Annotated in this window: 29 protein-coding genes; 17 read left to right on the top strand and 12 right to left on the bottom strand. The window is 42.2% G+C overall.

All coding sequences use genetic code 11. The annotated features are described in order from the left end of the window. The first annotated feature begins 4 nt into the window (after window positions 1-4). From flgB to ACZ5GB_RS02485, 8 genes are all read left to right on the top strand, one after another. A complete protein-coding gene (gene flgB / locus ACZ5GB_RS02520) occupies window positions 5-373 on the top strand; it encodes a flagellar basal body rod protein FlgB (protein ID WP_464327414.1) in 369 nt (122 codons plus the stop codon). Next, window positions 370-786 (top strand): flagellar basal body rod protein FlgC, encoded by a 417-nt coding sequence (gene flgC, locus ACZ5GB_RS02515; RefSeq protein ID WP_464327413.1) that lies wholly within the window; start codon window positions 370-372, stop codon window positions 784-786. The genes flgB and flgC overlap by 4 nt, the downstream gene beginning before the upstream one ends. Beyond that, window positions 777-1,058 (top strand): flagellar hook-basal body complex protein FliE, encoded by a 282-nt coding sequence (gene fliE / locus ACZ5GB_RS02510; RefSeq protein ID WP_464327412.1) that lies wholly within the window; start codon window positions 777-779, stop codon window positions 1,056-1,058. The genes flgC and fliE overlap by 10 nt, the downstream gene beginning before the upstream one ends. A 3-nt stretch (window positions 1,059-1,061) precedes the next feature. Beyond that, window positions 1,062-2,564: a flagellar basal-body MS-ring/collar protein FliF gene (fliF, locus tag ACZ5GB_RS02505; protein WP_464327411.1), complete on the top strand. Its 1,503-nt coding sequence runs from the start codon at window positions 1,062-1,064 to the stop codon at window positions 2,562-2,564. 2 nt (window positions 2,565-2,566) lie between these two features. Next, entirely contained in the window at window positions 2,567-3,520 is a 954-nt protein-coding gene (gene fliM / locus ACZ5GB_RS02500) for a flagellar motor switch protein FliM (protein ID WP_464327410.1), read from the top strand. A 1-nt stretch (window position 3,521) separates the two neighbouring features. Beyond that, on the top strand, window positions 3,522-3,908 hold the full coding sequence (gene fliN, locus ACZ5GB_RS02495) for a flagellar motor switch protein FliN (RefSeq protein ID WP_464327409.1): 387 nt from the start codon (window positions 3,522-3,524) through the stop codon (window positions 3,906-3,908). Window positions 3,909-3,986: 78 nt separating this feature from the next. Continuing rightward, window positions 3,987-4,304 (top strand): rhodanese-like domain-containing protein, encoded by a 318-nt coding sequence (locus tag ACZ5GB_RS02490; protein WP_464327408.1) that lies wholly within the window; start codon window positions 3,987-3,989, stop codon window positions 4,302-4,304. Next, the gene (locus ACZ5GB_RS02485; protein WP_464327407.1) at window positions 4,301-5,047 is read left to right on the top strand and encodes a hypothetical protein; all 747 of its coding nucleotides are present in this window, start codon (window positions 4,301-4,303) and stop codon (window positions 5,045-5,047) included. Before ACZ5GB_RS02490 ends, ACZ5GB_RS02485 begins: the two co-directional genes overlap by 4 nt. Here the strand turns inward: ACZ5GB_RS02485 and ACZ5GB_RS02480 are convergent. Both ACZ5GB_RS02480 and hslV read right to left on the bottom strand, forming a co-directional pair. Beyond that, window positions 5,035-6,462 carry an acetyl-CoA carboxylase biotin carboxylase subunit gene (locus tag ACZ5GB_RS02480; protein ID WP_464327406.1) on the bottom strand — a complete coding sequence of 476 codons (1,428 nt, stop codon included), beginning with the start codon at window positions 6,460-6,462 and terminating at the stop codon, window positions 5,035-5,037. The two genes, ACZ5GB_RS02485 and ACZ5GB_RS02480, sit on opposite strands and share 13 nt — an antisense overlap. Before the next feature lie 10 nt (window positions 6,463-6,472). Further along, a complete protein-coding gene (gene hslV, locus ACZ5GB_RS02475; RefSeq protein ID WP_464327405.1) occupies window positions 6,473-7,009 on the bottom strand; it encodes an ATP-dependent protease subunit HslV in 537 nt (178 codons plus the stop codon). Window positions 7,010-7,027: 18 nt separating this feature from the next. Between hslV and hisA the strand changes: the two genes are divergently transcribed. Both hisA and hemH read left to right on the top strand, forming a co-directional pair. Beyond that, window positions 7,028-7,753, top strand: a complete 726-nt coding sequence (hisA, locus tag ACZ5GB_RS02470) for a 1-(5-phosphoribosyl)-5-[(5-phosphoribosylamino)methylideneamino]imidazole-4-carboxamide isomerase (protein WP_464327404.1) — start codon at window positions 7,028-7,030, stop codon at window positions 7,751-7,753. 7 nt (window positions 7,754-7,760) lie between these two features. Next, the gene (gene hemH / locus ACZ5GB_RS02465; protein ID WP_464327403.1) at window positions 7,761-8,780 is read left to right on the top strand and encodes a ferrochelatase; all 1,020 of its coding nucleotides are present in this window, start codon (window positions 7,761-7,763) and stop codon (window positions 8,778-8,780) included. Here hemH and ndk read toward each other — a convergent pair. From ndk to ACZ5GB_RS02430, 7 genes are read right to left on the bottom strand one after another with little or no spacing between them, the layout of a single operon-like run. After that, window positions 8,738-9,160, bottom strand: coding sequence for a nucleoside-diphosphate kinase (gene ndk / locus ACZ5GB_RS02460; protein ID WP_464327402.1), 423 nt, complete (start codon window positions 9,158-9,160; stop codon window positions 8,738-8,740). The two genes, hemH and ndk, sit on opposite strands and share 43 nt — an antisense overlap. A gap of 13 nt (window positions 9,161-9,173) precedes the next feature. Then, entirely contained in the window at window positions 9,174-9,452 is a 279-nt protein-coding gene (locus ACZ5GB_RS02455; RefSeq protein WP_464327401.1) for a hypothetical protein, read from the bottom strand. A gap of 1 nt (window position 9,453) precedes the next feature. After that, entirely contained in the window at window positions 9,454-9,990 is a 537-nt protein-coding gene (locus ACZ5GB_RS02450; protein ID WP_464327400.1) for a F0F1 ATP synthase subunit delta, read from the bottom strand. After that, window positions 9,987-10,481, bottom strand: coding sequence for a F0F1 ATP synthase subunit B family protein (locus ACZ5GB_RS02445; protein ID WP_464327399.1), 495 nt, complete (start codon window positions 10,479-10,481; stop codon window positions 9,987-9,989). The genes ACZ5GB_RS02450 and ACZ5GB_RS02445 overlap by 4 nt, the downstream gene beginning before the upstream one ends. Beyond that, window positions 10,478-10,918, bottom strand: coding sequence for an ATP synthase F0 subunit B (locus ACZ5GB_RS02440; RefSeq protein WP_464327398.1), 441 nt, complete (start codon window positions 10,916-10,918; stop codon window positions 10,478-10,480). The genes ACZ5GB_RS02445 and ACZ5GB_RS02440 overlap by 4 nt, the downstream gene beginning before the upstream one ends. A 19-nt stretch (window positions 10,919-10,937) precedes the next feature. Then, entirely contained in the window at window positions 10,938-11,384 is a 447-nt protein-coding gene (rpiB, locus tag ACZ5GB_RS02435) for a ribose 5-phosphate isomerase B (RefSeq protein ID WP_464327397.1), read from the bottom strand. 10 nt (window positions 11,385-11,394) lie between these two features. Then, entirely contained in the window at window positions 11,395-12,048 is a 654-nt protein-coding gene (locus tag ACZ5GB_RS02430; protein ID WP_464327396.1) for a YidH family protein, read from the bottom strand. A 189-nt stretch (window positions 12,049-12,237) separates the two neighbouring features. On the opposite strand from ACZ5GB_RS02430, the gene ACZ5GB_RS02425 reads away from it, so the two are divergent. After that, window positions 12,238-14,676 carry a putative bifunctional diguanylate cyclase/phosphodiesterase gene (locus tag ACZ5GB_RS02425; RefSeq protein WP_464327395.1) on the top strand — a complete coding sequence of 813 codons (2,439 nt, stop codon included), beginning with the start codon at window positions 12,238-12,240 and terminating at the stop codon, window positions 14,674-14,676. Here the strand turns inward: ACZ5GB_RS02425 and gatB are convergent. Beyond that, window positions 14,671-16,080, bottom strand: a complete 1,410-nt coding sequence (gene gatB / locus ACZ5GB_RS02420) for an Asp-tRNA(Asn)/Glu-tRNA(Gln) amidotransferase subunit GatB (RefSeq protein WP_464327394.1) — start codon at window positions 16,078-16,080, stop codon at window positions 14,671-14,673. The genes ACZ5GB_RS02425 and gatB overlap by 6 nt on opposite strands. A 15-nt stretch (window positions 16,081-16,095) precedes the next feature. Here gatB and rdgB point away from each other — a divergent pair, with 15 nt between their 5' ends. The 5 genes from rdgB to ACZ5GB_RS02395 all read left to right on the top strand — a co-directional run bounded on the left by rdgB (window position 16,096) and on the right by ACZ5GB_RS02395 (window position 19,693). Further along, window positions 16,096-16,701 carry an RdgB/HAM1 family non-canonical purine NTP pyrophosphatase gene (gene rdgB / locus ACZ5GB_RS02415; RefSeq protein WP_464327393.1) on the top strand — a complete coding sequence of 202 codons (606 nt, stop codon included), beginning with the start codon at window positions 16,096-16,098 and terminating at the stop codon, window positions 16,699-16,701. A gap of 7 nt (window positions 16,702-16,708) precedes the next feature. Continuing rightward, window positions 16,709-17,110 (top strand): arsenate reductase/protein-tyrosine-phosphatase family protein, encoded by a 402-nt coding sequence (locus ACZ5GB_RS02410; protein ID WP_464327392.1) that lies wholly within the window; start codon window positions 16,709-16,711, stop codon window positions 17,108-17,110. Between the two features lie 202 nt (window positions 17,111-17,312). After that, a complete protein-coding gene (locus tag ACZ5GB_RS02405; protein ID WP_464327391.1) occupies window positions 17,313-17,984 on the top strand; it encodes a c-type cytochrome in 672 nt (223 codons plus the stop codon). Window positions 17,985-18,000: 16 nt separating this feature from the next. Continuing rightward, the gene (locus tag ACZ5GB_RS02400) at window positions 18,001-19,410 is read left to right on the top strand and encodes a cbb3-type cytochrome c oxidase subunit I (protein ID WP_464327390.1); all 1,410 of its coding nucleotides are present in this window, start codon (window positions 18,001-18,003) and stop codon (window positions 19,408-19,410) included. Beyond that, window positions 19,400-19,693 (top strand): hypothetical protein, encoded by a 294-nt coding sequence (locus ACZ5GB_RS02395; RefSeq protein ID WP_464327389.1) that lies wholly within the window; start codon window positions 19,400-19,402, stop codon window positions 19,691-19,693. Before ACZ5GB_RS02400 ends, ACZ5GB_RS02395 begins: the two co-directional genes overlap by 11 nt. On the opposite strand, the gene ACZ5GB_RS02390 is transcribed toward ACZ5GB_RS02395, so the two are convergent. Together ACZ5GB_RS02390 and ACZ5GB_RS02385 are read right to left on the bottom strand one after the other, a co-directional pair. Beyond that, window positions 19,690-20,205, bottom strand: a complete 516-nt coding sequence (locus tag ACZ5GB_RS02390; protein WP_464327388.1) for a nitroreductase family protein — start codon at window positions 20,203-20,205, stop codon at window positions 19,690-19,692. The two genes, ACZ5GB_RS02395 and ACZ5GB_RS02390, sit on opposite strands and share 4 nt — an antisense overlap. Next, window positions 20,192-20,824: a phosphoribosyltransferase gene (locus ACZ5GB_RS02385; protein ID WP_464327387.1), complete on the bottom strand. Its 633-nt coding sequence runs from the start codon at window positions 20,822-20,824 to the stop codon at window positions 20,192-20,194. Before ACZ5GB_RS02385 ends, ACZ5GB_RS02390 begins: the two co-directional genes overlap by 14 nt. Window positions 20,825-20,862: 38 nt before the next feature. On the opposite strand from ACZ5GB_RS02385, the gene ACZ5GB_RS02380 reads away from it, so the two are divergent. After that, entirely contained in the window at window positions 20,863-21,237 is a 375-nt protein-coding gene (locus tag ACZ5GB_RS02380; RefSeq protein ID WP_464327386.1) for a hypothetical protein, read from the top strand. Window positions 21,238-21,464: the final 227 nt, after the last annotated feature.

The raw sequence follows: 21,464 nt of genomic DNA, 5'->3' as shown, positions 1-21,464 counted from the left end.
TAGGATGGATATATTCAAGGATGTAAGGGAGGTTATGCCCTACCTTAACTACACATGGAAAAGGCACAAGGTAATACTTGGCAACCTTGCCAATGCAGACACACCCAACTACAAGGCTAAGGATGTGGCTTTTAGCTTGGATGTACCCGAAAATCTTAAGACAACAAGAGATAGGCATATAAAGCCTACGGCTTCTGAAGATTTTAGGGTTTTTGAAATAAGGAAAAGGCTAACTGGCAACGACTTAAACGATGTTAGCATAGAGGAGGAGATGGCAAAACTAAGTCAAAACAGGATAGCCTATGAGGTTTATATGAGGTTTGCCACAGGAAGCCTTGAGAAGCTAAGAACGGTTATAAGGGAGGGAAGATGATGATGGACCTCTTTAGAGCCTTTCAAATATCTGCCAGCGGTATGTATGCACAAAGGATAAGGATGAACACAGTAGCCAGCAACATAGCCAACTTTGAATCTTACAGGACCGCAGGAGAACCTTTTAGAAAGCTGGAACCTGTCTTTGAAGCAGTAGAAAGTCCAGAGAGCCTTCAAAAGGGTTATGTGTCTGTAATTGTAAGGGAAATAAGAGAATCTCAAGAACCCTTTAGGATTGTCTTTGACCCAACCAACCCAAGGGCAGACGCAGAAGGCTTTGTGAGATACCCCAACGTGGAGCTTGTAAAGGAGATGGCTGATATGATCTCAGCCATGAGAAGCTATGAGGCAAACCTAAACGCCTTTAAAACAACAAGAGAAATGGCCCAAAGGACCTTAGAGCTGTGGAGATAAGGCAAATAGACGGCTTTTTAAGAGAGAAGTTTGATCCAAAAAAGGCAGAAGGGGGAGATTTCTTAAAAGAGCTTGGTAAGTTTTTACACTGGGTAAACCAAGAACAACAAAAGGCAAAGGCAATAAGGGAAGCTGTTTTAAAAGGTGCAGATATTCCACTACATCAGATGGTCATTGAATTTGAAAAGGCAAGCGTAGCTTTAAATTTACTTATTCAAGTGAGGAACAAGCTACTTGAGGCCTACCAAGAACTAAACAGAATGCAGGTATAAGGTATGGCCGAAATTAGGGAGGTAATAAACACCCTAAGGGATAAATTTACAAGCCTTCCACTTACTCAAAAACTTCTTGTGGTTGGCATTCCCACCCTTGCCCTTGTCCTTCTTATCCTAATAGCAACCCTTGCCACAAAGCCAAGCTATACCACCCTTTACGCAGGCCTTTCTCAAGAGGATATGTCCGCCATTATGGCAGAACTTGACAAAGAAGGTGTGAGTTATAAGGTAGGCCAAGACGGAAGAAGTATATTGGTGCCAGAAAGCCAGGCAAGGGACATAAGGCTTAAGCTTGCTGCAAAGGGCATTCCCAGTAAAGGCATAGTTGGTTATGAAGTCTTTGACAAAAATAATATAGGTGTTTCCGATTTTCAAAATCAAGTGAACTTCAAAAGGGCTGTGGAGGGTGAACTGGCAAGGACTATCCTCAGAATGGAAGGAGTGGAAGATGTAAGGGTAAACATAGGCATGCCCCAAAAGTCTATTTTTGTAAGAGAAGAGGAGGAGCCTACCGCCAGTGTGTTTATAAAGCTAAAGCCTGGCCATGAGCTTACTCCAGAACAGGTAAAAGCAATAAGAAATTTGGTTTCCGCAAGCGTCCCAAAGCTAAAACCTCAAAGGGTTGTAGTGGTAGACAACCTTGGAAGAGACCTTACGGCCCTTTTGGATGAAGAAGAAACTATAAGTAATAAGGAATTAAAACTAAAACTGGAGTTTGAAAGAAGGCTTGAGAAGGAAATCCAAAAGGCGTTGGAAGATGTGCTTGGGCCTGGCTCTGTGAGGGTTAAGGTCTCTGCAGACCTTGACTTTACAAAAAGGGAACAAAAGGAAGAAGTGTATGACCCAGATATGACAGCAATAGTAAGCCAGCAGAAGAAGAAGGAAAGAACTATGGGTGGTGGTATGGCTGGTGTGCCTGGTGCTCAGGCCAACATACCACCAGGAGCGGGTGCTGTGGCTGGCGGAGGGCAGGTTATCACAGAAAAAAGCGAGACTATAACAAACTATGAGGTGAGCAAAAAGGAAGTTTATACCATTGATCCGCTTATAAAGGTTAAGCGGTTGAGCATAGGCGTGTTAGTTGATGCCAACATAAAGAACCTTGATATGGAAAAGATAAAAAGGATAGTTGTAGCTTCCGCAGGTATAAATCAACAAAGAGGCGATATAATTACAGTTGAAGCTATACCCTTCCAAAGGTCCACCTTTGAAAAGACCACAACAGAATATGAAAAGTATATAAAATTGGCTTTGATTGCCTTTCTCGCTATTATATTTGCTATAGCTATGCTAATATTGTTAAGGAAGCTTTCTAAGAAGAAGGAGATAACTACTTTACCACCACCCACAGGAGTGTCTGGTATTGAAGTGGTAGAAAGTGCAGAGGAAATAAGGCTAAAGGCAGAAAAAGTTGAAACAATGGAAGCTATAATTAAAGCTGCAAAGGAAGAGCCTGATAAGGTAGCTAAAATATTGAAAAAATGGTTAAGGAGTAAGGGTTAAAGATGGCAGACGAAATTCTTAGTCAAGAAGAAATGAAACTTCTTCTCCAAACCTTTGAAAAGGGGAAGAAGGAAATTTCATCCGAAGAGAAGGTAAAACCGCTTGACATCACCCTTTTTGAACATATATCCGCAGGTAGGATAGCTGGTCTTGAACTTATCTTTGAAAGATGGATAAACGGTTTAAGGAAGGGTCTTACATCTCTGATAGTTAGCATACCGGATATATTCAAAGAAAGTGTTAGTATTGTGAGGTTTGGCGACTTTATTTCAAAACTTCCATTTCCATGCGCTGTAGGCATTTTTAACGTTGAACCTTTAAGAGGGCAATGCCTTATAGCCATAGACCCCAGGCTTATATACATAATAATTAGTAGTGTTTTTGGTGGTAGTGTAAGAAATTATAAAGTAGAAAATAAAGAATTTACACGTATTGAAATGAGGTTTATTCAAAAATTGCTAAATGTGTGCTATCAAGAACTTGAACTTGCTTGGAGTACTGTAATGAAGGTAAAAATAACACCTATTGGTATTGAAACAAATCCAACTTTGCTAACTGTAGCCCGTGCCAAGGAAAAGTTTATACTGCTAAGGCTTGCAATTATCATAGAAGGTAGTGAAGGCTACATATATTTAGCAATACCAGAAGCTTCCATATTACCCTATAAGGATATGTTAAAAGGCACTGCTGAAATAAAGTCAAAAACTGAGCAAAAGGATTTAGTAAAAGCTTTCCAAAAGATCCCTGTAAAACTTGAAGTAATACTTGGAAGGTCGTATATAAACTTTAAAAAATTACTTGAGCTAAAACAGGGGGATGTGATAGTACTTGATAAAACTATAAGAGAACCTTTAGAAGTAAAGGTTGAAGGCGTTTTGAAATTTTTAGCTTTTCTTGGTCAGTTGGGAAAGAAAAAAGCAATAAAGATAAATAAATACATACAAACGGAGGATTGATATGGATGAAGAAAGGCAAGAAAGCACTACAGGTATGTGGGAATCCGCTATAAAGGAACAAGAAGAGGCTTCTAAACAAGAGAAACAAGAACAGCAAGCTAAGCAGGAAGAAGGTGAATTGGAAATAAGCGACAGGCTAAAAAGGTTTTTAGACATACCACTTCAAGTGGAAGTGGTTGTAGGTTCAACGGTTATCACTCTGGGAGAATTACTCCAACTGGATACGGGATCTGTGGTTGAGTTGGAACAAAATGTAGAAGCACCCGTTGATATAAAGGTAAATGGAAAGCTTATAGCCAAGGGAGAGATAGTCATAATAGAGGATAGGTTTGGCGTAAGGATAATTGATATACTTGGAAGAGAGGAAAGGATCAAGGAAGTTATGTAGGTAGGCTTTCCATATCCGGTAGAGAGTTCAAACATTTATTTATTTTTGAATATAATTAAATACCTAAAGGAGGTAGACATGTTTCAAGTGCCAGAGGTTGGGCCACAGGAAGCAAAGGAGATGCTTCAAAAAGAAAACGTGGTCCTTTTGGATGTAAGAACTCCTCAGGAGCATATACAGCTTAGAATACCAAACTCCATTCTAATCCCCCTTGATGAGCTTAGATATGCTTTTAAGGACCTGCCTAAGGATAAAACCTATATAGTTTATTGTAGAAGTGGGGAAAGGAGCGCCTTTGCCACTTACTTCCTCAGGCATATGGGATACGAAGCCTATAACCTGGCTGGAGGAATTTTAATCTGGCCTTACGAGAAAGAGTCCGGACCGCCTAAATGAGAAGGTGCCTTTGGGTCCTTTTTCTTTTCTCTGCGGGTTGTGGCATAAAGGCAAAGCCAGAGGTACTAAAGGGGCCAGAGGTAGCCATAAAAAGAATAGGTGATAAGGTTTATGTAAAAAGTATAGCTGGAGAGATAAGGGTTAAAGGCTTTGAAAAGGTAGGGGATTATTGGATAAAGGAAAACAAAGAGGCCTTTTGTTTTGTGGTGGAAAGGGTCGGCGGTAAGCCTAATAAATTTTGCGTAGAAAGGGCTATAGAGGAAAGGCCGTATCTAAAAGTGGAGGAAGAAAAAGATTTTGTAAGGCTTATGCTTTTAGGCTTTGAGGCCTATAGGCTTTATCCTCTCAAAGAAAAGAGCATTGATCTGGAAGAGGGCAAGGATTTTAAAAATAGCCTTAGGCTTGAAAGAGATTATTGGGAGAGATGTTATGCCATTACGGGAATAAAAGGCATTTTGGGAAGCCAGCCTGTGGAGCTTTGTGTAAAGCCTAAGCCACCACCAGTGGTAAAAGAGGTGGAAAAGCTTGAAGTAAGGACAGGAGAAAACAAGCTTTACCTTGTTTGGTTTTACAAAGAAAACTACAAGGAGTTTGTAATATACGAAAGGGGAAAGGAGATAGGAAGGACTACAGGCTTTGCCTTTGAAATCCCACTACCAAAGGATAAGACAAGCTTTACGGTAAAGGTTATAAGCCCTCTTGGCTTTGAGAGCAAAGGTGTAAGCGTGGATTACAATCCATAGTAGGCTGCGATGGCTGCAGAAAGGGCAAGGGCGAGGGTCTCTGGGTCCTTCTCACCCTCTATTTCAAAGTCGTAAGTGGGTAGCTTTTCTTCAAGGAACCTTATGCCAAAGTATCCGGAGATAAAGTCTGGGTCTCTTATGATCTCTCTATGAAGGGGTATGTTGGTGGGAACTCCCCTTATTATAAACTCATCTATGGCTCTTCTTGCCCTTGCCAACACCCTATCCCAGCTAAGAGCCCAAACACTCATCTTGGCTATCATAGAGTCATAATAGGGTGGTATTACATAATCTTTGTAAACTCCCGCATCCATCCTTATACCAGGCCCTCCGGGTGAGTAGTAGGCTGTTATCTTACCGGGCGCTGGTGCAAAGTTTCTCCTCGGGTCTTCTGCGTTTATCCTAAACTCTATGGCATAGCCTCTAAAGGTTATATCACTCTGAGTAAAGGGTAAAGGCTCTCCCATGGCTACCCTTATCATAGTTTCCACAATATCTATACCGGTAACCATCTCCGTTATTGTATGTTCTACCTGAAGGCGTGTGTTCATCTCTATAAAGTAAAACTCCTTATTTTTGAGGTCCACCAAAAACTCAAGGGTGCCAGCACTATAGTATCCTACCTGCATCATAGCCTTTACACTCAAGCCAAGCATCTTCTGTCTTATATCTTTGGGAAGAACGGGGCATGGCGTAATTTCTATAATCTTCTGATGCTTCCTTTGGACAGAGCAATCCCTTTCACCAAGATGTACCACATTGCCATACTTGTCTCCAAGTATCTGAACTTCTATATGCTTTGGATTATCCAGGTATTTCTCTATAAAAAGGTCACCCTTTCCGAAAAAGGTCTCTGCCTCTCTGTAGGCAGATTCAAAAAGCTTAGGAAGTTCCTCAAGGCTTCTGACCACCCTCATGCCCCTTCCACCACCCCCATAGGCCGACTTTAGAATAACCGGCAGGCCTATCTCCCTTGCATAATGCATGGCATCCTCGTAGTTTCTAAGGGGGTCTGGAGAGCCGGGAATGGTTGGTATGCCAAGCTTTTGCATTGCCCTTTTTGCCTTTACTTTATCTCCAAAAAGCTCTATATGCTCCGGTGATGGACCTATAAAGGTTATACCCTTTTTCTCACAATACCTTGCAAAGTCTGCATTTTCTGCCAAAAAGCCATAACCGGGATGTATGGCATCCGCACCTATGGACTTGGCAAGGTCTACTATCCTTACATAGTCAAGGTAAGCCCTAACGGGGTCTCCCGGAATTAGATAAGCCTCATCAGCCTTTTTCACATAAAGAGATTTGGTGTCCGCCTCCGAATATATAGCAGCCGTTCTTATACCAAGCTCTTCACAGGCCCTTATTATCCTTAGGGCTACTTCTCCTCGGTTTGCCACAAGGACCTTTTTAAACATGGATAAAATTTTACCCCAGCTTTTCAATAATAAAGTTTTGGTTGGTGTATATGCATATCTCTCCAGCTATTTTTAAAGACTCCTTAACTATTTCCTCGGCGGACATGTTGGTATTTCTGTAAAGTGCCAAGGCGCTTGCCCTTGCATAATCTCCACCAGAGCCTATGGCAAGCACTGGTTCATCTGGTTCTATTACATCGCCGTTGCCAGAAAGAAGGTACATATGGTCTCTGTCTGCCACCAAAAGTAGAGCCTCAAGCCTTCTTAGGCTTCTGTCCATCCTCCAATCCTTGGCAAGCTCCACGCAAGCCCTTAGCAGGTTCCCCCTAAACTCTTCCAGCTTTGCTTCAAGCCTTTCCATTAGGGCAAGGCCATCGGCGGCGGAGCCGGCAAAGCCCACCAAAACACTGTCCTTATAAAGCCTCCTTATCTTTTTGGCCGTGTGCTTTATAACAGAAGCACCAAGGGTAACCTGACCATCACCACCCATAACGGTGATATTATCCCTTCTTACGGCTAATATGGTGGTTGCTCTTATTTCCTTCATTGTATAATATTCTAAACCTTGAGATTGGAAAAAGAGAACCTAAAGGATTTTTTAATACCGGCCATAGACTTAAAAGAAGGTAAGGTGGTAAGGCTTTTAAAGGGCGAATTTGACAAGGCAAAGGTTTATTCCAGCTCTCCCGAGGATATGGCCAAGTTCTTTGAAGATATAGGTTTTAAAAGAATCCACGTGGTAGACCTTGATGGGAGCCTTGAGGGTATTCCAATAAACCTTGAGGCCATAAGATCCATAAGGCGTGCCTTTTCTGGGACAATTGAGGTAGGTGGAGGCATAAGGAGCTTGAAAAGCTGTAAGGTCCTTAAGGAGGAGGGTATAGACCTTTTTGTCATAGGCACTCTGGCCGTAAAGGAGCCAGAGACTTTTGAGGAAATAATCTATGAATTTCCACAGAGGGTTATACTGGCGGTGGATGCAAAGGGTGGAAGGGTGGCCATTGGAGGGTGGAAGGAGGAAAGCGCACTAAGGCCGGAAGACCTTGCATTAAAATACGACCAAAAGCCCATATGGGGCTACCTCTACACCAACATAGACAGGGATGGAACGCTGGATGGTGTGGATGTGGAACCTTATAGGGAGTTTAAAAAACATGTAAAAAAGCCTCTTATAGCCTCTGGCGGTGTGGCAAGCTTGGAGGATGTTTATAAGCTTATGGATGTGGTGGAAGGGGTGGTAGTTGGAAAGGCCATATATGAGGGCAAAATAAACCTAAGGGAGCTTTTATAATCTTCACATGGTTGGCGTAGTTCTCTTCAATATGGGAGGTCCCGACAGCCTTTCGGCCATAAGGCCCTTTCTATACAATCTCTTCTCCGACCATGACATTATAAGGTTTCCAAAAGCCATACAAAAGCCTTTGGCTTTTCTCTTATCCATCCTTAGGGCAAAAAAGACAAGGCACTATTATGAGATAATGGGTGGCAAATCTCCACAAAGGGAGCAAACTCAGGCCCAAGCTCAAGCATTGCAAAAAGCCTTAGGTGAAGGCTATAAGGTGGTGGTTGCCCTAAGGTATTGGCATCCGCTTACAGAAGAGGCCCTAAGAGAGCTTTTAAGTTATCCCATAGAGAGGATTGTGCTTTTGCCTCTATATCCTCAATATAGCAGGACCACTACAGGTTCTTCCTTTAATGAGTTTGACAGGGTCCTTAGAAGGCTTGTAAAAGGTGGAAAGCACTTTAACCTTACAACCTTAAAGGGTCAAGAAAAGTCTTATTTTTATCCCTCAAGCATACCGGTGCATAGGGTAAACTGCTACTATAATCACCCAACTTACATAAGGGCAATGGTGGAAAACATAAGAGAAAGCCTTCCCAACTGGCAAGAGTTTTTTTTCCTCTTTACAGCCCACAGCCTACCTATGAGCATAATAAGAGAAGGAGACCCCTACCAAAGGCAAACAGAAGAAACGGTAAGGCTTATAATGGAACATTTCCCTGGTGTAGGCTACGCCTTAGGTTATCAAAGTAAGGTGGGACCTACCAAGTGGCTTGAACCTTTTACACAAGACCTTTTGGAAAAGCTCATAGATTCTGGGGTAAAAAAAATAGCCTTGGTGCCAGTTTCTTTTACCTGCGAGCATTCAGAAACCTTGTATGAACTTGACTATCTTTATGGAAATATGGCAAGGGAAAGGGGTGTGGAGCTTATAAGGATACCAACCCTTAAAACACACCCCCTATACATACAAGTCCTAAAAGAGCTTGTCCTTCACGCCATCTCAAGCTGTGAGAAGATAAAGGGTATTTCGTAGTCTGCGGATTCCTTTGAGTCGGAGGCATGAACGGCGTTTTTGCCCTTGTCTGTGCCAAAGAGGGCCCTTATGGAGTTGGGTGCCACCTTCCTTGCCTCGTTGCTGTCCGTTGGACCTATTATCTCCCTTACCCTCCTTATGGCATCCTCACCCTCCAGCACCATGGCAACCACGGGACCAGAGGTCATAAACTCCACAAGCTCTCCAAAGAAGGGCCTCTCCCTATGCACCGCATAAAAGCCTTCCGCCTGCTCCTTTGTAAACCTAAAAAGCTTTAAAGCCCTAATCCTAAAGCCCTCGGATATAAACCTGTCAATTATCTTGCCTGTGGCGCCCTTTTCAAAGGCATCTGGCTTTACTATAACAAGGGTTCTCTCCATCTTTTGACCTCCTCTATTCTCCTTCAAAGGATTGTAATTCTTCCATAAGGGATTTAACCTGGTGCATTATGGCGCCAAGGAGGCTTTCCATAGAAGAAGACCAATAGGCCTCGTTAAAGACAATCTCCTTTTGGGGACCTTCCTCATCACCTTCAAGGTAGGTTATTACCACCGTGGGGTATTCCACGCTATCCCTATCTGGCAACAAAAGCTCCACATCCACCTCTGGTGGTATGGCCATAGTCTGCAATCTTTTTGCTAATTCTTCAAACTTTTCCCTTGGGTATTCCATATTAACCTCTAAGAAGGGTTTCAAGGCTTCTTTTCACAGAAGCGTCCAAGACAAGGCTTGAGGTCTTTAGAAGAAAACCACCTATAAGCTCTGGGTCTTCTACTATTTCAAAATCATAATCTCTTCCTGTAAAGTCCTTTATGGCCTTCTTTATCTTTTCCAAATGGGACTCATCCACCCTCCTCGCAAGCACCAAAAGGGCTTTGCTAAGCTTTAGGAGCTTTTCTACCTCATGGTCATAAACCCTTTTGACCTCGCCAAGGAAAGGAATGGCGTTTATCTCAAGTATGTAGTCAAAGACCTCATCCACCTTATCTTCTATGCCAAGCCTTTCTCTAAGGCTCTTTATAAAGGCAAGCTTTTTCTCTTTTGGTATGTTTGGGTTTAAAACAAATCCTCTAAAATCCTTTTCCGACCTGTATAACTTGTAGATGAGTTCAAGCAGTTGGGATGTTTTTATAAGCTCTTCCCTTTCCTTTTTGGACCTTTCTAAAAGGGCCTTGACTATCTTTCTTACTATCTCTGGTCTTGCACTCATCCTTGGGCCTCCAACCTTTTGAGTGTTCTTTCAATATAAGCCTTTTGGACCTCCTCTTCCTTAAACCTTTCCTTTAGAATTTCTACCGCCAATGTGTAGGCCTTTTCTGCACCGTAGCGCACCAGTTCTTCCTTTGCCTTTTTAAGCTCTATATCAATAACCTCCCTTGTCTTCTCCCTTATCCTTCCTGCCATATCCTGCGCCTTTCTCTCTTCCTCCTCTTTTATGCTCTTTGCCGTCTCTTGTGCCAGTTTGAGCTGTTCTTCATACCTTCTTTTTGCATCCTGCAAGCTTTCTCCTGCCTTTTGTAGCTCTTCTTGAGCTTCCTTTAGCTCCTTCTCCGATGCCAAAAGCCTTTCAGTAAGTCCATTAAAGTATCTGTTGAAAGCCTCTGATATGGGCTTTTTCCCAAAGTAATAGACTATGCCAAGAAAGGCCAGTATGTTTAGACCCTTCCATAGGAGTTCAATGGTGTGGTGTCCTTCGCTCATGCTGCCTCCTCCAAGACCTTCCTGTATATAAGCTCTGCCACCTCTTTTATCCTTTCATCCAGCTTTTTCTTCTCTTCTTCAAGGTTCCTTCTTATCTCTTCTACGGCCTTTGCTATCTCCCTTTGTGTTTCTTCTTCAACCTTAGCGATCAGCTCTGCCTTAAACCTTTCCGCCTCCCTTCTGGCATTCTCCAATATTTGATTGGACTCTACCCTTCCCTTTTCCACTATGGCTTGCGCCTCTTCAAGGTACCTTTGGGCCTCTTCCCTTAGTTTGAGTGCCTCTTCCGTGTTCTTTTGGACTACCCTATCCCTTTCTTCTATTACTTGAGAGTATGGGTTTACGAGGATTGACCTTACAAGGGCCACAAAGACAAGGAAAAGAACTGCTTGAATAATAAGGGTTATGTTTGGGTACATGGCCTGTTGTATATCCATACTAAGCCTCCTAAGAGTATTATAGCATATCTTCTATCTCTCTTATGAGCCTTACCCTTCTTTCGTGCCTCCCTCCTTCAAAGTCCGTAGAAAGCCAAGCCTCCACTATGGATAGGGCGAGGTCATCCCCTATTATCCTGTCCCCAAGGCATAGCACATTGGCGTCGTTGTGTTTTCTGCTCATGCGGGCCATGTATTCGTTCAGACAAAGGGCTGCCCTTATACCTCTAAACTTGTTGGCCGTTATACACATGCCTATGCCCGTACCACATATGAGTATGCCCCTCTGGGATTCTCCTCTTTGCACAGATAGGCATACCTCCTTTGCAAAGATAGGATAGTCTGTGGACTCCGTAGATTGGGTCCCAAAGTCAAGCACCTTATAGCCCTTTGAAAGCAAAAACTCCTTAACCTTCTCCTTAAGTGGGTATCCTGCATGGTCTGAGCCTATGGCTATAGTAAGCATAAACTTTATTTTAAATGATCCTTAGCACATAAAAGGTAAGAACTACACAGGTCAAAAAGATGATGAGCCCATAGACCTTATAATACCAAAGGCTTGTCCTATAAAATCCTCTATCTACCTGCCTTATGGTTCTAAAGAAGTTTATGGCTCCCAAAATTAGTGTAATGAGGCCTATTGATATGATAAAAAGGCCTATCTTTGCCAAGCCTTGGTGGCCATTGCCCAAGTGCATACTAAAAACCCTTTCCAATTGCCTTATAAAGAACTCAAACCTTTCAATAACAAAGCCAAATATGATTAGAGATATGGCAGTCCTAACCCATGCCAAAAAGGTCCTCTCCGCCGCCATATAGATCCTTGGGTCTATAACTTCTTTTTTGTCCACCATTATGCCTCCTTCTATATAAGATATATCCCAGTAAAAGACCAAAGCGCCCAGGAGTATAAGGAAATCACCGATCAACGCGGATGCTATGGCCACAGTTCTTAAAATCACAGATACATCTATCTTTTGTGTTATATCTGCCAAAACTTCAAGCTTCATCAGAAAAAGGGCAAAGGAAAGGGCGTAGAGGGCAAGCCTAATATATCCCAGATAGGTCCTTTCTACGGACATGTATATTCTGGCATCCCTTACCGATGGTAGCCTTTTATAAATAAGCATAGCTTAAGCCTATTTGGATAATTTAATTTTACAAAAGTGTTGTATAAATAGAAACTGATTAAAATCATGTTATAATGTGCTGTGGAGTGATGAATAAAAGCAAGAGTTTTACTCTACGCTTTGGTATTTTTTTATGGTATCTTAACTTTAATTCTTTATGCAATTTTATATTTCGTTGCAGAAAGATATATGATTTCATTCACTCAAAATATGGCCTTTCAGATTGCAGACGGCGCATCAAAGCAAGTTTTTAACTCCATGTATCAGGTTATGAAAAGAGGATGGGAAAGGAAGGACCTTTTGGAGTTTATGAAGGCAATTGAGTCTTCTTACTATGGAACGCCCATAAGCATAAACATATACCGTTCTAATATTGTGAGGGAACTTTTTGGAGACATACCAGAACCAGAAAAAACCAAATTGCATGAGCTTGCCTTTAAGGGCCAACCGCAGATGGTATTCAAAGATTACCTTTACACATACATCACTCCTGTTAAGGCAGAAAAAGATTGTTTAAGATGCCATGTAAACGCAGTAGAGGGAAGCGTCCTTGGCTTGGTAGAAACGCGTATAAACTTAGCCACTTTTGCAACAAAAATAAAAAGCCTTTTTAGCCTTTTGCTTTTGTTGCCCGCTGTAGTGTTTTCTCTTTTGTTTTTAGCACTTATTATGAAATTTAGAAGTGTTATGCTTTCAATGAGCGAAGAGATAAGTAAGAATGTAGAAGATATCAAGTATGTAGAAGACGTAGAAAATATAATAAATCTTGTAAAAAACTCTTACGAAGAGATAAAGCCAATTTATGAAGCGATTCAGAGTCTTGGCGAAAAAATAAAATCCATAGCCATAGATAGAAAAGTATTAGAGCTGGAAACTCAATTGTTTGAAAGAATAATAGTAACATCAAAAACCATAGAAGAATGGCATGAATATGTGAAAAGTCTTATAAAAGAAATGAATTCTATGATTACCATAGATATAGTGTTCGTTATGTTTCTTGAAGATAGAGAGCTAAGAGTTGATGTTTTTTGGTATAAAAGAGCTGAAGAAGATTTCAAAAGTTATATAGAGGGTTTTATAAAAACAAAAATAAGCTTAGAATTACCTATATCTCTGTTAATGGACAAGCAGATCTACTTTAACCATCATACAATAAACAACAATGAAGTTTATAACGATGTTGATAAGGAAAGTATTAGATTAAGAACAAAGGCTATTTTCCTTGATAAACCACAAGTAGGTGGTATAGTTGGAATAGGTTTAGAATCAAGTTTAATAGAGGATGAGACAACTCAAATGGTTGTGAGCAGCTTACTTTCTATCCTTATAAACGCGGTTGGCTCATCAAAAGCTATAAGCGACTATGTGAAACAGATAGAGTTTTATGCCATGAGAGACCCTCTTACCTTCTTTTATAATCAGAGAACCTTTTGGGAGCTCTTGAACTATGAAATAGATAGAGCAAAAAGGTTTAATAGGAAACTTGCTCTATTAATACTTGATGTTGATAACTTTAAGTTTATAAACGACACCTACGGACACTATATGGGAGATATGGTATTAAGAGAGATTGCCAGGGCCATAGGTGAGAGAAAAAGAAAATCGGATATAGTTGCAAGGTATGGCGGTGATGAGTTTGCCATAATAGCCATAGGTGCGGATACTATAAGTGCCTACAACCTTGCCACTTCCTTGAAAGAACAAATAGAAAACTTATCTATAACCATGCCCGATGGTAATGTTTTGAATGTAAAAATTTCCGTAGGTATAGCCGTTTTCCCAGACCATGCAGGCACACCAAAGGACCTGTTTTTGCTGGCTGATAGCATGTTGAGAAATGCAAAGGAGGAAGGCAAGGGCAAGGTAAGAGTGCCTGGACCTGAAGAATTGGTGGAATCTTATAAGAATCTAAGTGCAAAGGCTATAAAGCTGTTAAGTGCTTTGGATAAGGGAGAAATTTATCCATACTTCCAGCCCATAGTGGATTTAAAAAAGGATGAAATCTTTGGTTATGAGGCTTTGATGAGGCTTGGAAAAGATTGTTCTACGGCAAGTGAGTTTATAGATATGGCGGAAAGGATAGGCATCATCCTAAAGCTTGACCTTTTGCTCTATGAAAAGGTGTTTAAATTGGTAAGCGAAAAAGGCTACAAGGGTAAGGTCTTTTTGAACATGTCCCCCCGTGCTATGCTTGACGATAATTTTGTGGAAAGCGTTCTGAATCTTCTTAGAACATACAATTTAGAACCTTCACAGATTGTTTTTGAACTCACTGAAAGAGAAAGTATAAAAAACATAAGCCTTGCAGAAAAGTTTTATAAAAACCTAAAGAGTAAAGGATTTTTACTTGCAATAGATGATTTTGGTTCTGGATATTCCTCTTTTCATTACGTAAAAAGGTTGTCTGTGGATTTTGTAAAAATAGATGGAGAGTTTATAAAAGACTTAGACGTAGACTTGAAGGATAGGATATTTATAGAATCAATACTAACCTTAGCTAAGGGTATGGGCATAAAAACCATAGCGGAATGGGTAGAAAGGGAAGAGGTTTATAATATTCTTAAAGAGATTGGCGTTGATTATGCTCAGGGCTTCTACTTGGGAAGGCCCTCCGAGAAAATGTTATAACATTTCCCTTAAAAGCTTATTTACCACTTGAGGGTTTGCCTTTCCCTTTGCCTTTTTCATAACCTGTCCCACCAAAAAGCCAAAGACCTTCTCCTCACCAGACCTATACCTTTCCACTTCCTTTGGATTTTCCTTTAAGACCTCTTCTATGAAAGCCCTTATCTGCCCTTCGTCGCTTACCTGCTTTAAGCCCTTTTCTTCCACCACTTCATTGGGGTCTTTGCCTGTTGCCACCATCTCCTTTAGCACTTCCTTTGCCAATTTGGAAGAGAGTGTTCCTTCCTTTATTAGCCTTACAAGCTCCGCCAAGCCCTTGGGGCTTACAGGAGAATCTTCTATATCTTTTCCTACCTCTGAGAGGTTGCCCAAAAGGTCGTTGAGGAGCCAGTTGGCCACAAGCCTTGGCTCTTTATTGTAATGTTTTAAGGCATCTTCAAAGAAGTCTCCCAGTTCTTTGTTGTCTGTCAAAACCCTTGCAGAATACTCATCCAAAGAGTAGTCTTTTACAAACCTTTGGAACCTTTCCTCTGGAAGCTCGGGCATTGTCCTTTTTATTTCTTCTATCCACTCCACTGGCACCACTAAGGGCAAAAGGTCTGGGTCTGGGAAGTATCTGTAGTCCTCGGCCTCTTCTTTGCTTCTCATGGGATGGGTGAGGCCTGTGGATGGGTCAAAGGTCCTTGTCTCTTGCACCACCTTTTGTCCAGAAAGCACCAATTTTATTTGGCGCTCCATCTCCGCCTCTATGGCCTTCTGCACAAACCTAAAGGAGTTTACGTTTTTTATCTCCACCCTTGTGCCAAACTCCTTAGAGCCTTTTGGCCTTATGGATAGGTTTATATCGCACCTTAGCTGGCCCTTTTCCATATCTGCCCGGGAAACACCCGTATATCTCATAATGTTCCTTAACTTTTCAAGGAACTCTCTGGCAAGCTGTGGTGAATCAATGTCTGGCTCTGTAACTATCTCCATCAAAGGTGTGCCTGCCCTGTTTAGGTCCACAAGGGTTTTTGAACCTTCGTGTATGTTTTTACCCGCATCCTCTTCTATGTGAAGCCTTCTTATCCTTATCCTCTTTCCGTTTACCTCAAGCCAGCCGTTTACTGCAATAGGCTCCTCATACTGGGAGATTTGGTAGCCCTTGGGAAGGTCTGGATAAAAGTAGTTTTTCCTTGCAAAGACAGACTTGGTGTTTATCTGACAGTTTAGAGCAAGCCCCGCCCTTATGGCAAACTCCACAGCCCTTTTATTGATGACAGGAAGGCTTCCCGGAAGCCCAAGGCACACAGGACATACATTGCTGTTCGGCTCTGCGCCAAACTCCACAGGACAAGAGCAGAACATCTTTGTTTTTGTATCCATCTGCACGTGTATTTCCAGACCTATAACCGGTTCAAACTCCATGTTTATAATTTTAGCATGCTAAACCGATTATTACTCGCTACCACCAACAAGGGGAAGATAAGGGAGATTAAAGAACTCTTTGAAGGCTCTGGCATTGAGCTGGTGGAGCCTGAAAGGGAAGTAGAAGTGGAGGAAGACGGAGGTAGCTTTTTAGAAAACGCCTATAAAAAGGCAAGGGCCTATTATGAGGTTTATAAAATACCTACCTTGGCGGAAGATTCTGGCTTGGTAATTCCAGCCCTTGGGGGCTACCCGGGAGTTTTCTCAAGCAGGTTCTACAACCTTGAATGGGGAGGCGTAGAGAAGGTAGAAGACAGCAAAGACAAGGCAAACATAAGGAAGGTGTTAAGGCTTATGGAGGGCATTGAGGACAGAAGGGCTTACTTTATAACCTTTACGATGGTTTATATGGATGAGGCGGGCCTTTGGTCGGAAGGAAGGTGCAACGGTCAAATACTTCATGAGCCAAAAGGAAGTGGAGGCTTTGGCTACGACCCCATATTCCAGCCAGAGGGCTACACCAAAAGCATGGCAGAGCTAAGTCCTCAAGAAAAAAACCTCATATCCCATAGGGGAAGGGCTATAAGAAACCTCCTCAAGCTTATTAAAATGCTAAAATAAAAAGCTTATGAAGATAGCTTTTATCTCTACTCATAACGCCATAAGGAGCATAATGGCCGAGTCTGTGGCAAGAAAGATGTCAAAGCTTGCCCTTTTATCTCCAGAAATATACTCCGCTGGAGTAGAGCCTGCAAAGGAGGTTCCAGAAGAGGTGCTTAAGCTTTTACAAGAAAAAGGCTATTCAATAGAAAACCTATATCCCAAAAGCCTTAAAGATATACCTTACGACAAGATTGATATACTTATAACCCTCTCACCGGAGGCACGAGACAACTGTCCTTATTCCATATCTCACATGAGAAGGGAGCATTGGGTAGTTGAGGAAGTAAAGCTTATGAGAAGAGAGGAGCTACTAAAGACCTTGGAGCAGATAGAGAACCTTGTAAAAGCACTTTTTAAAGTAAACTAACACTCACATATATCTCAAATTATATGTTTGGTGAGGGAATAAAAGCCATATAAGGTAGGCTTAGAACATAACACTTAAAAAGGAGTTTATCGCTTAGCTTTATTTTGATAATAAGATTTTCAACCCTTATTTTCTACTTGACAGTATGGAAAAGGAACCTACATTTATTCTTGTAAGTAATCCTTTACTAAGGAGGTTGGCCATGAGTATAGGGTGGCTGGAGGTAGTAGTAGCAACGCTTCTTGTGTCCCTTGTGGTCAGTTTGGTCCTCGCAAGAGGACGCCATTGGCTTGAACCGGGCTTCTGGAAAGTGGCCGCTGTTATAACCAGCTCAGTTATGGCAATAACTCTTGTCTTGCTTACATTACATACCACGCAAGCCATAAGCATGGGAGGTAAACGTGTTCCTTCTCCAGAGGTTATCAACAAGGAAATAGGCTACGTTTACAACGCAGAAAGGAGAGCCATGGAGCCTGTTTTTGGCAAGGAGGTGGGCTTTTTTGGAAAGGTATGGAGTAAGGAGGAGGCTCAAAACCTTATAGTGAAGGGTAAGCTGGTTATACAGAGTAGGAACTGTATGGACTGTCATACCCTTTTGGGCAACGGCGCCTACTATGCTCCAGACCTAACAAAGGCTTGGCTTGACCCCAAGTGGGAAAAACAGATAATGCCCATGGTGGGTGCCAAATCAAGGGAAGAAGCTATGAAGGTATGGCTTATGAACCCAGACAAGTACCCAACTTGGGTAAGGAAGATGCCCAACCTTAAGCTAACAGAAGAGGAGGCAATAGCCGTCGTTGCTTACCTAAAGTGGATGTCTTCCATAGACACAAACGGTTTTCCAGCCAACTTTCCAGAAGTAAAAGTCCAATAAAAAGGGAGGTATAGCCATGGAAAGGCTTTATGAATCTCAAAAGTTAGCCCTTTGGTACTTTTGGACTGCTATTGCGCTCTTTGGCGCACAGCTGCTTTTTGGCTTAATCTCAGCCTATCAATTTATAAACCCAGACTTCCTTTATGGCACGCTCAATTTTATGACAAACAGAATGCTCCATATAAACGCCATGGTTGTATGGCTTCTTATGGGCTTCATCGCTGGTATATACTGGTTTTTGCCTTTGGAAACAGAGAGGGAAGTGGTTGGTATAAAACTGGGTAAGCTGGCCTATTTTGCCTTTGTGGGTGCTGTGGCCGTTGTAGTTCTTGTATATCTTTTAAAGCAGTTTGGTAGTGGAGACTTCTTTACCATGTGGTTTATAACAGAGGGTAGAGAGTATATAGAGGCTCCACGGTGGGCTGATATAGGTATAGTTGCTGTAGCCCTTGTGGTGGCATACAATGTAATAGCTACAACCCTTGCCAGCAAAAGGATAACTGGCATACTGGGCGTTTTGATAGTAGACCTTGCCTTTCTCTTTGGCCTTTATCTGGCTGGTATGTTCTTTACACCAAACATATCTGTAGACCAATTTTGGTGGTGGTGGGTTGTCCACCTTTGGGTGGAGGCCACATGGGAAGTGCTTGTTGGTGTTCTAATGGGTTGGCTTCTTATGCACCTTCTTGGCACTCCAAGGAAGATAATAGAAGCTTGGCTCTATGTGGAGGTTATGCTTGTCTTCGGCACGGGTATATTGGGCCTTGGACATCACTACTACTGGATAGGCACACCCGAGTATTGGCTTGGCATAGGTGGCTTTTTCTCTTCTCTTGAACCTTTGCCCTTGGTGGCTATGGTTGTGCATGCGGTTTACGATGCAGGCGTTCACAAGCTTAAAACAGTAAACAGGCCAGCCCTCTTTTGGGCTTTTGCTCAGGCCTTTGGAAACCTCTTTGGTGCTGGTGTTTGGGGCTTTATGCATACCCTACCTCAGATAAACCTCTTTAGCCATGGAACGCAGATGGCGGCAGCCCATGGACACTTGGCTTTCTTTGGAGCCTATGTGGCGGCAAACCTTGCCCTATTCTATTTTGCCTTGGGTAAAACAAGGGTAAAAGAAGGCTACATACTTAATGGTGTGCCATGGAAGATAGCCTATGTAGGTATGATCATTGGCATTTTTGGAATGGTGGCATCTCTTACTGTGGCTGGCTTTGCTCAAACTATGATAGAAAGGGCCACACTTGGAAGCACATGGGAAGCCTATATTCAAGCCCAAATGCATCCATGGATGGAAGAAGCTTATAAATGGAGGCTCTTGTTTGGTGTGATCTTCTTCCTATCTTACTTGGTGCTTTTGTATGACCTTCTTACAGCTGGCAAAAGGGTGGAAGCCCTCAAGGAGGCGGAAATTGCTGGCTAAAACCATTTATGAACTTATGCTTTATGGCTTTTTCTTTGTGCTTTTTGCTGGCGCTTATGCCATTCTTTATGCCATGGGGAGGTTTGCAGGCCTCCCCTGGCTTATAAGGTTTTCTTATCTTTTTGCCCTACTTCAGTTCCTGTCTGGTATGGGTATGTTCCTCTCCAACTACCTTGATGCTTTTTGGCGCTACATAGTTCTCCTTAGCAGTGTGGCTTACTTTTTCATACCGCCCTTTATGTGGAGAGTGGTGGAGGAGATGCACAAAAGACACGACAATTAAATTATGGTAAACAGGTCCTCTAAGCTCCTCCTTGGCGTTGGTAGGGGTTTTTCTGCAGGGTAGCCTACGGTAAGGATAGCCACTGGCTTCCATTCCCTTGGCGCAGAAAGACATGCTTTTAGGCCATTTTCCTCAAAGGCACCTACCCAACATGTGCCAAGGCCCAAAGCTACTGCAGCAAGCTGGGCATAGGCACAGGCTATTGTGGCATCTTGAATGCAATAAAGCTCTGCACCCCTCTTACCATACTTTATGGCACTTCTGCTTGGGTTGGCAAAGAAAACAAATACTGCGGGGGCATCCGCTATAAACCATTGATTTAAGGCCCATCGGGCTATCTCCATCCTTTTTGCCTTGTCAAGCACCAGAAAGACCTCATAAGCCTGGAGATCTCCTGCGGAGGGCGCACTTCTTACGGCCTCCATTATTTTTAAAAGCTTTTCCCTTTCCACAGGCTTGTTTTGGTAGGTCCTTATGGAATGTCTCTTTTCCAAAACCTCAAAGAACTCCATCTTTTAAAAGCTCCTCAACTTCCCAATCTTCCACCTGGCGAAAATCTTTATAAAACATACCCACTGCAAAGCTTCCCTCTTCGGCCACATGATAACAATATACTTCTGCATGGGTGCTTAACCTTCTTAAGCTTTCTGCATGGCATACTGGTACTGCCACTATGACCTTTTTAGCCTTCCTTCTTTTCAAATATTCAACGCCCGCAAGCACCGTTTGACCCGTGGCAATACCATCATCCACAACCACTACCACCTTTCCTTCCACCTCCAGAAGCTTGCCTTTGAGGAATTTTTCTTCCCTTTCCCTTATCTTCTTTAGCTCTTCCTCAGCTACCCTTTTTATCTCTTCTTCAGAAAGTCTAAAATATTCCACAGTCCATTTGTCTAAGTATATATGCCCATCCGGGTCCATGGCGCCAAAGGCAAGCTCTGGGTTTGATGGGACGCCGAGCTTTCTAACTATAAGAAGGCTAAGAGGGGCATTGAGAGCCTTTGCCACCTCTTTGGCTACCACCACACCACCCATTGGAATTCCAAGCACAAGGTCCACCTTTCCTACCTTGTCCTTTATATACTCTCCTAAAATCCTTCCTGCCTCTTTCCTGTTTTCAAACAGCATTATGTTATAATTTACAACCAAAATCACGGAGGGATGCAATGAAAGTCAATAAGTTTATACCTTTACTCGGTCTGTTAGCAATTGGAATATCAAACTGTGGTGGCGGAGGAGGCAGTGGCTCTTTGGATTTTAATTCTGTGGTGGTGAGTATACTGGGTGCAAATCCAAATCCTTTAGAGAGTGATGTAATAATAAGAAAAAAGGAAACCAGATACGTTTGGACAAATTATCCAGCTTGTGATACTTTAACCCCTGCTAACGATGTTTGTACAGGTACAACTTTTAAAAGCGATGTTATTACTATAACCTTTAGGTCTCAAACTATAAGGAATGCACAGGGCCAACCAGTTACTTCTAACCCCTCACCCGTCTATGTAGATAAGTTTTTCCAATTGTATACCAGGCACCTATGAATCTTCTGTTGGAGCAACCATACCTCCAGATACTGACACACAGATATCTATACAGCCTATAACTTTTGATATGAAAAAGTCTATAGCCTTACAAGGTCAATATATTTACATATCAAATGATGGGTGTGGAACAATTTTTACAGTTTATACCTATCCTAATCCTTGCAATGCAATTGCTAACATAGAGTTTTATCTTGTAGAACAGTATTCAGGAAAGCACAAAACCA

The organism is Hydrogenobacter subterraneus (genome assembly GCF_055390195.1).
The sequence above is the reverse complement of the archived record's forward strand: the minus strand, read 5'-3'. Positions and strand labels throughout refer to the sequence as shown.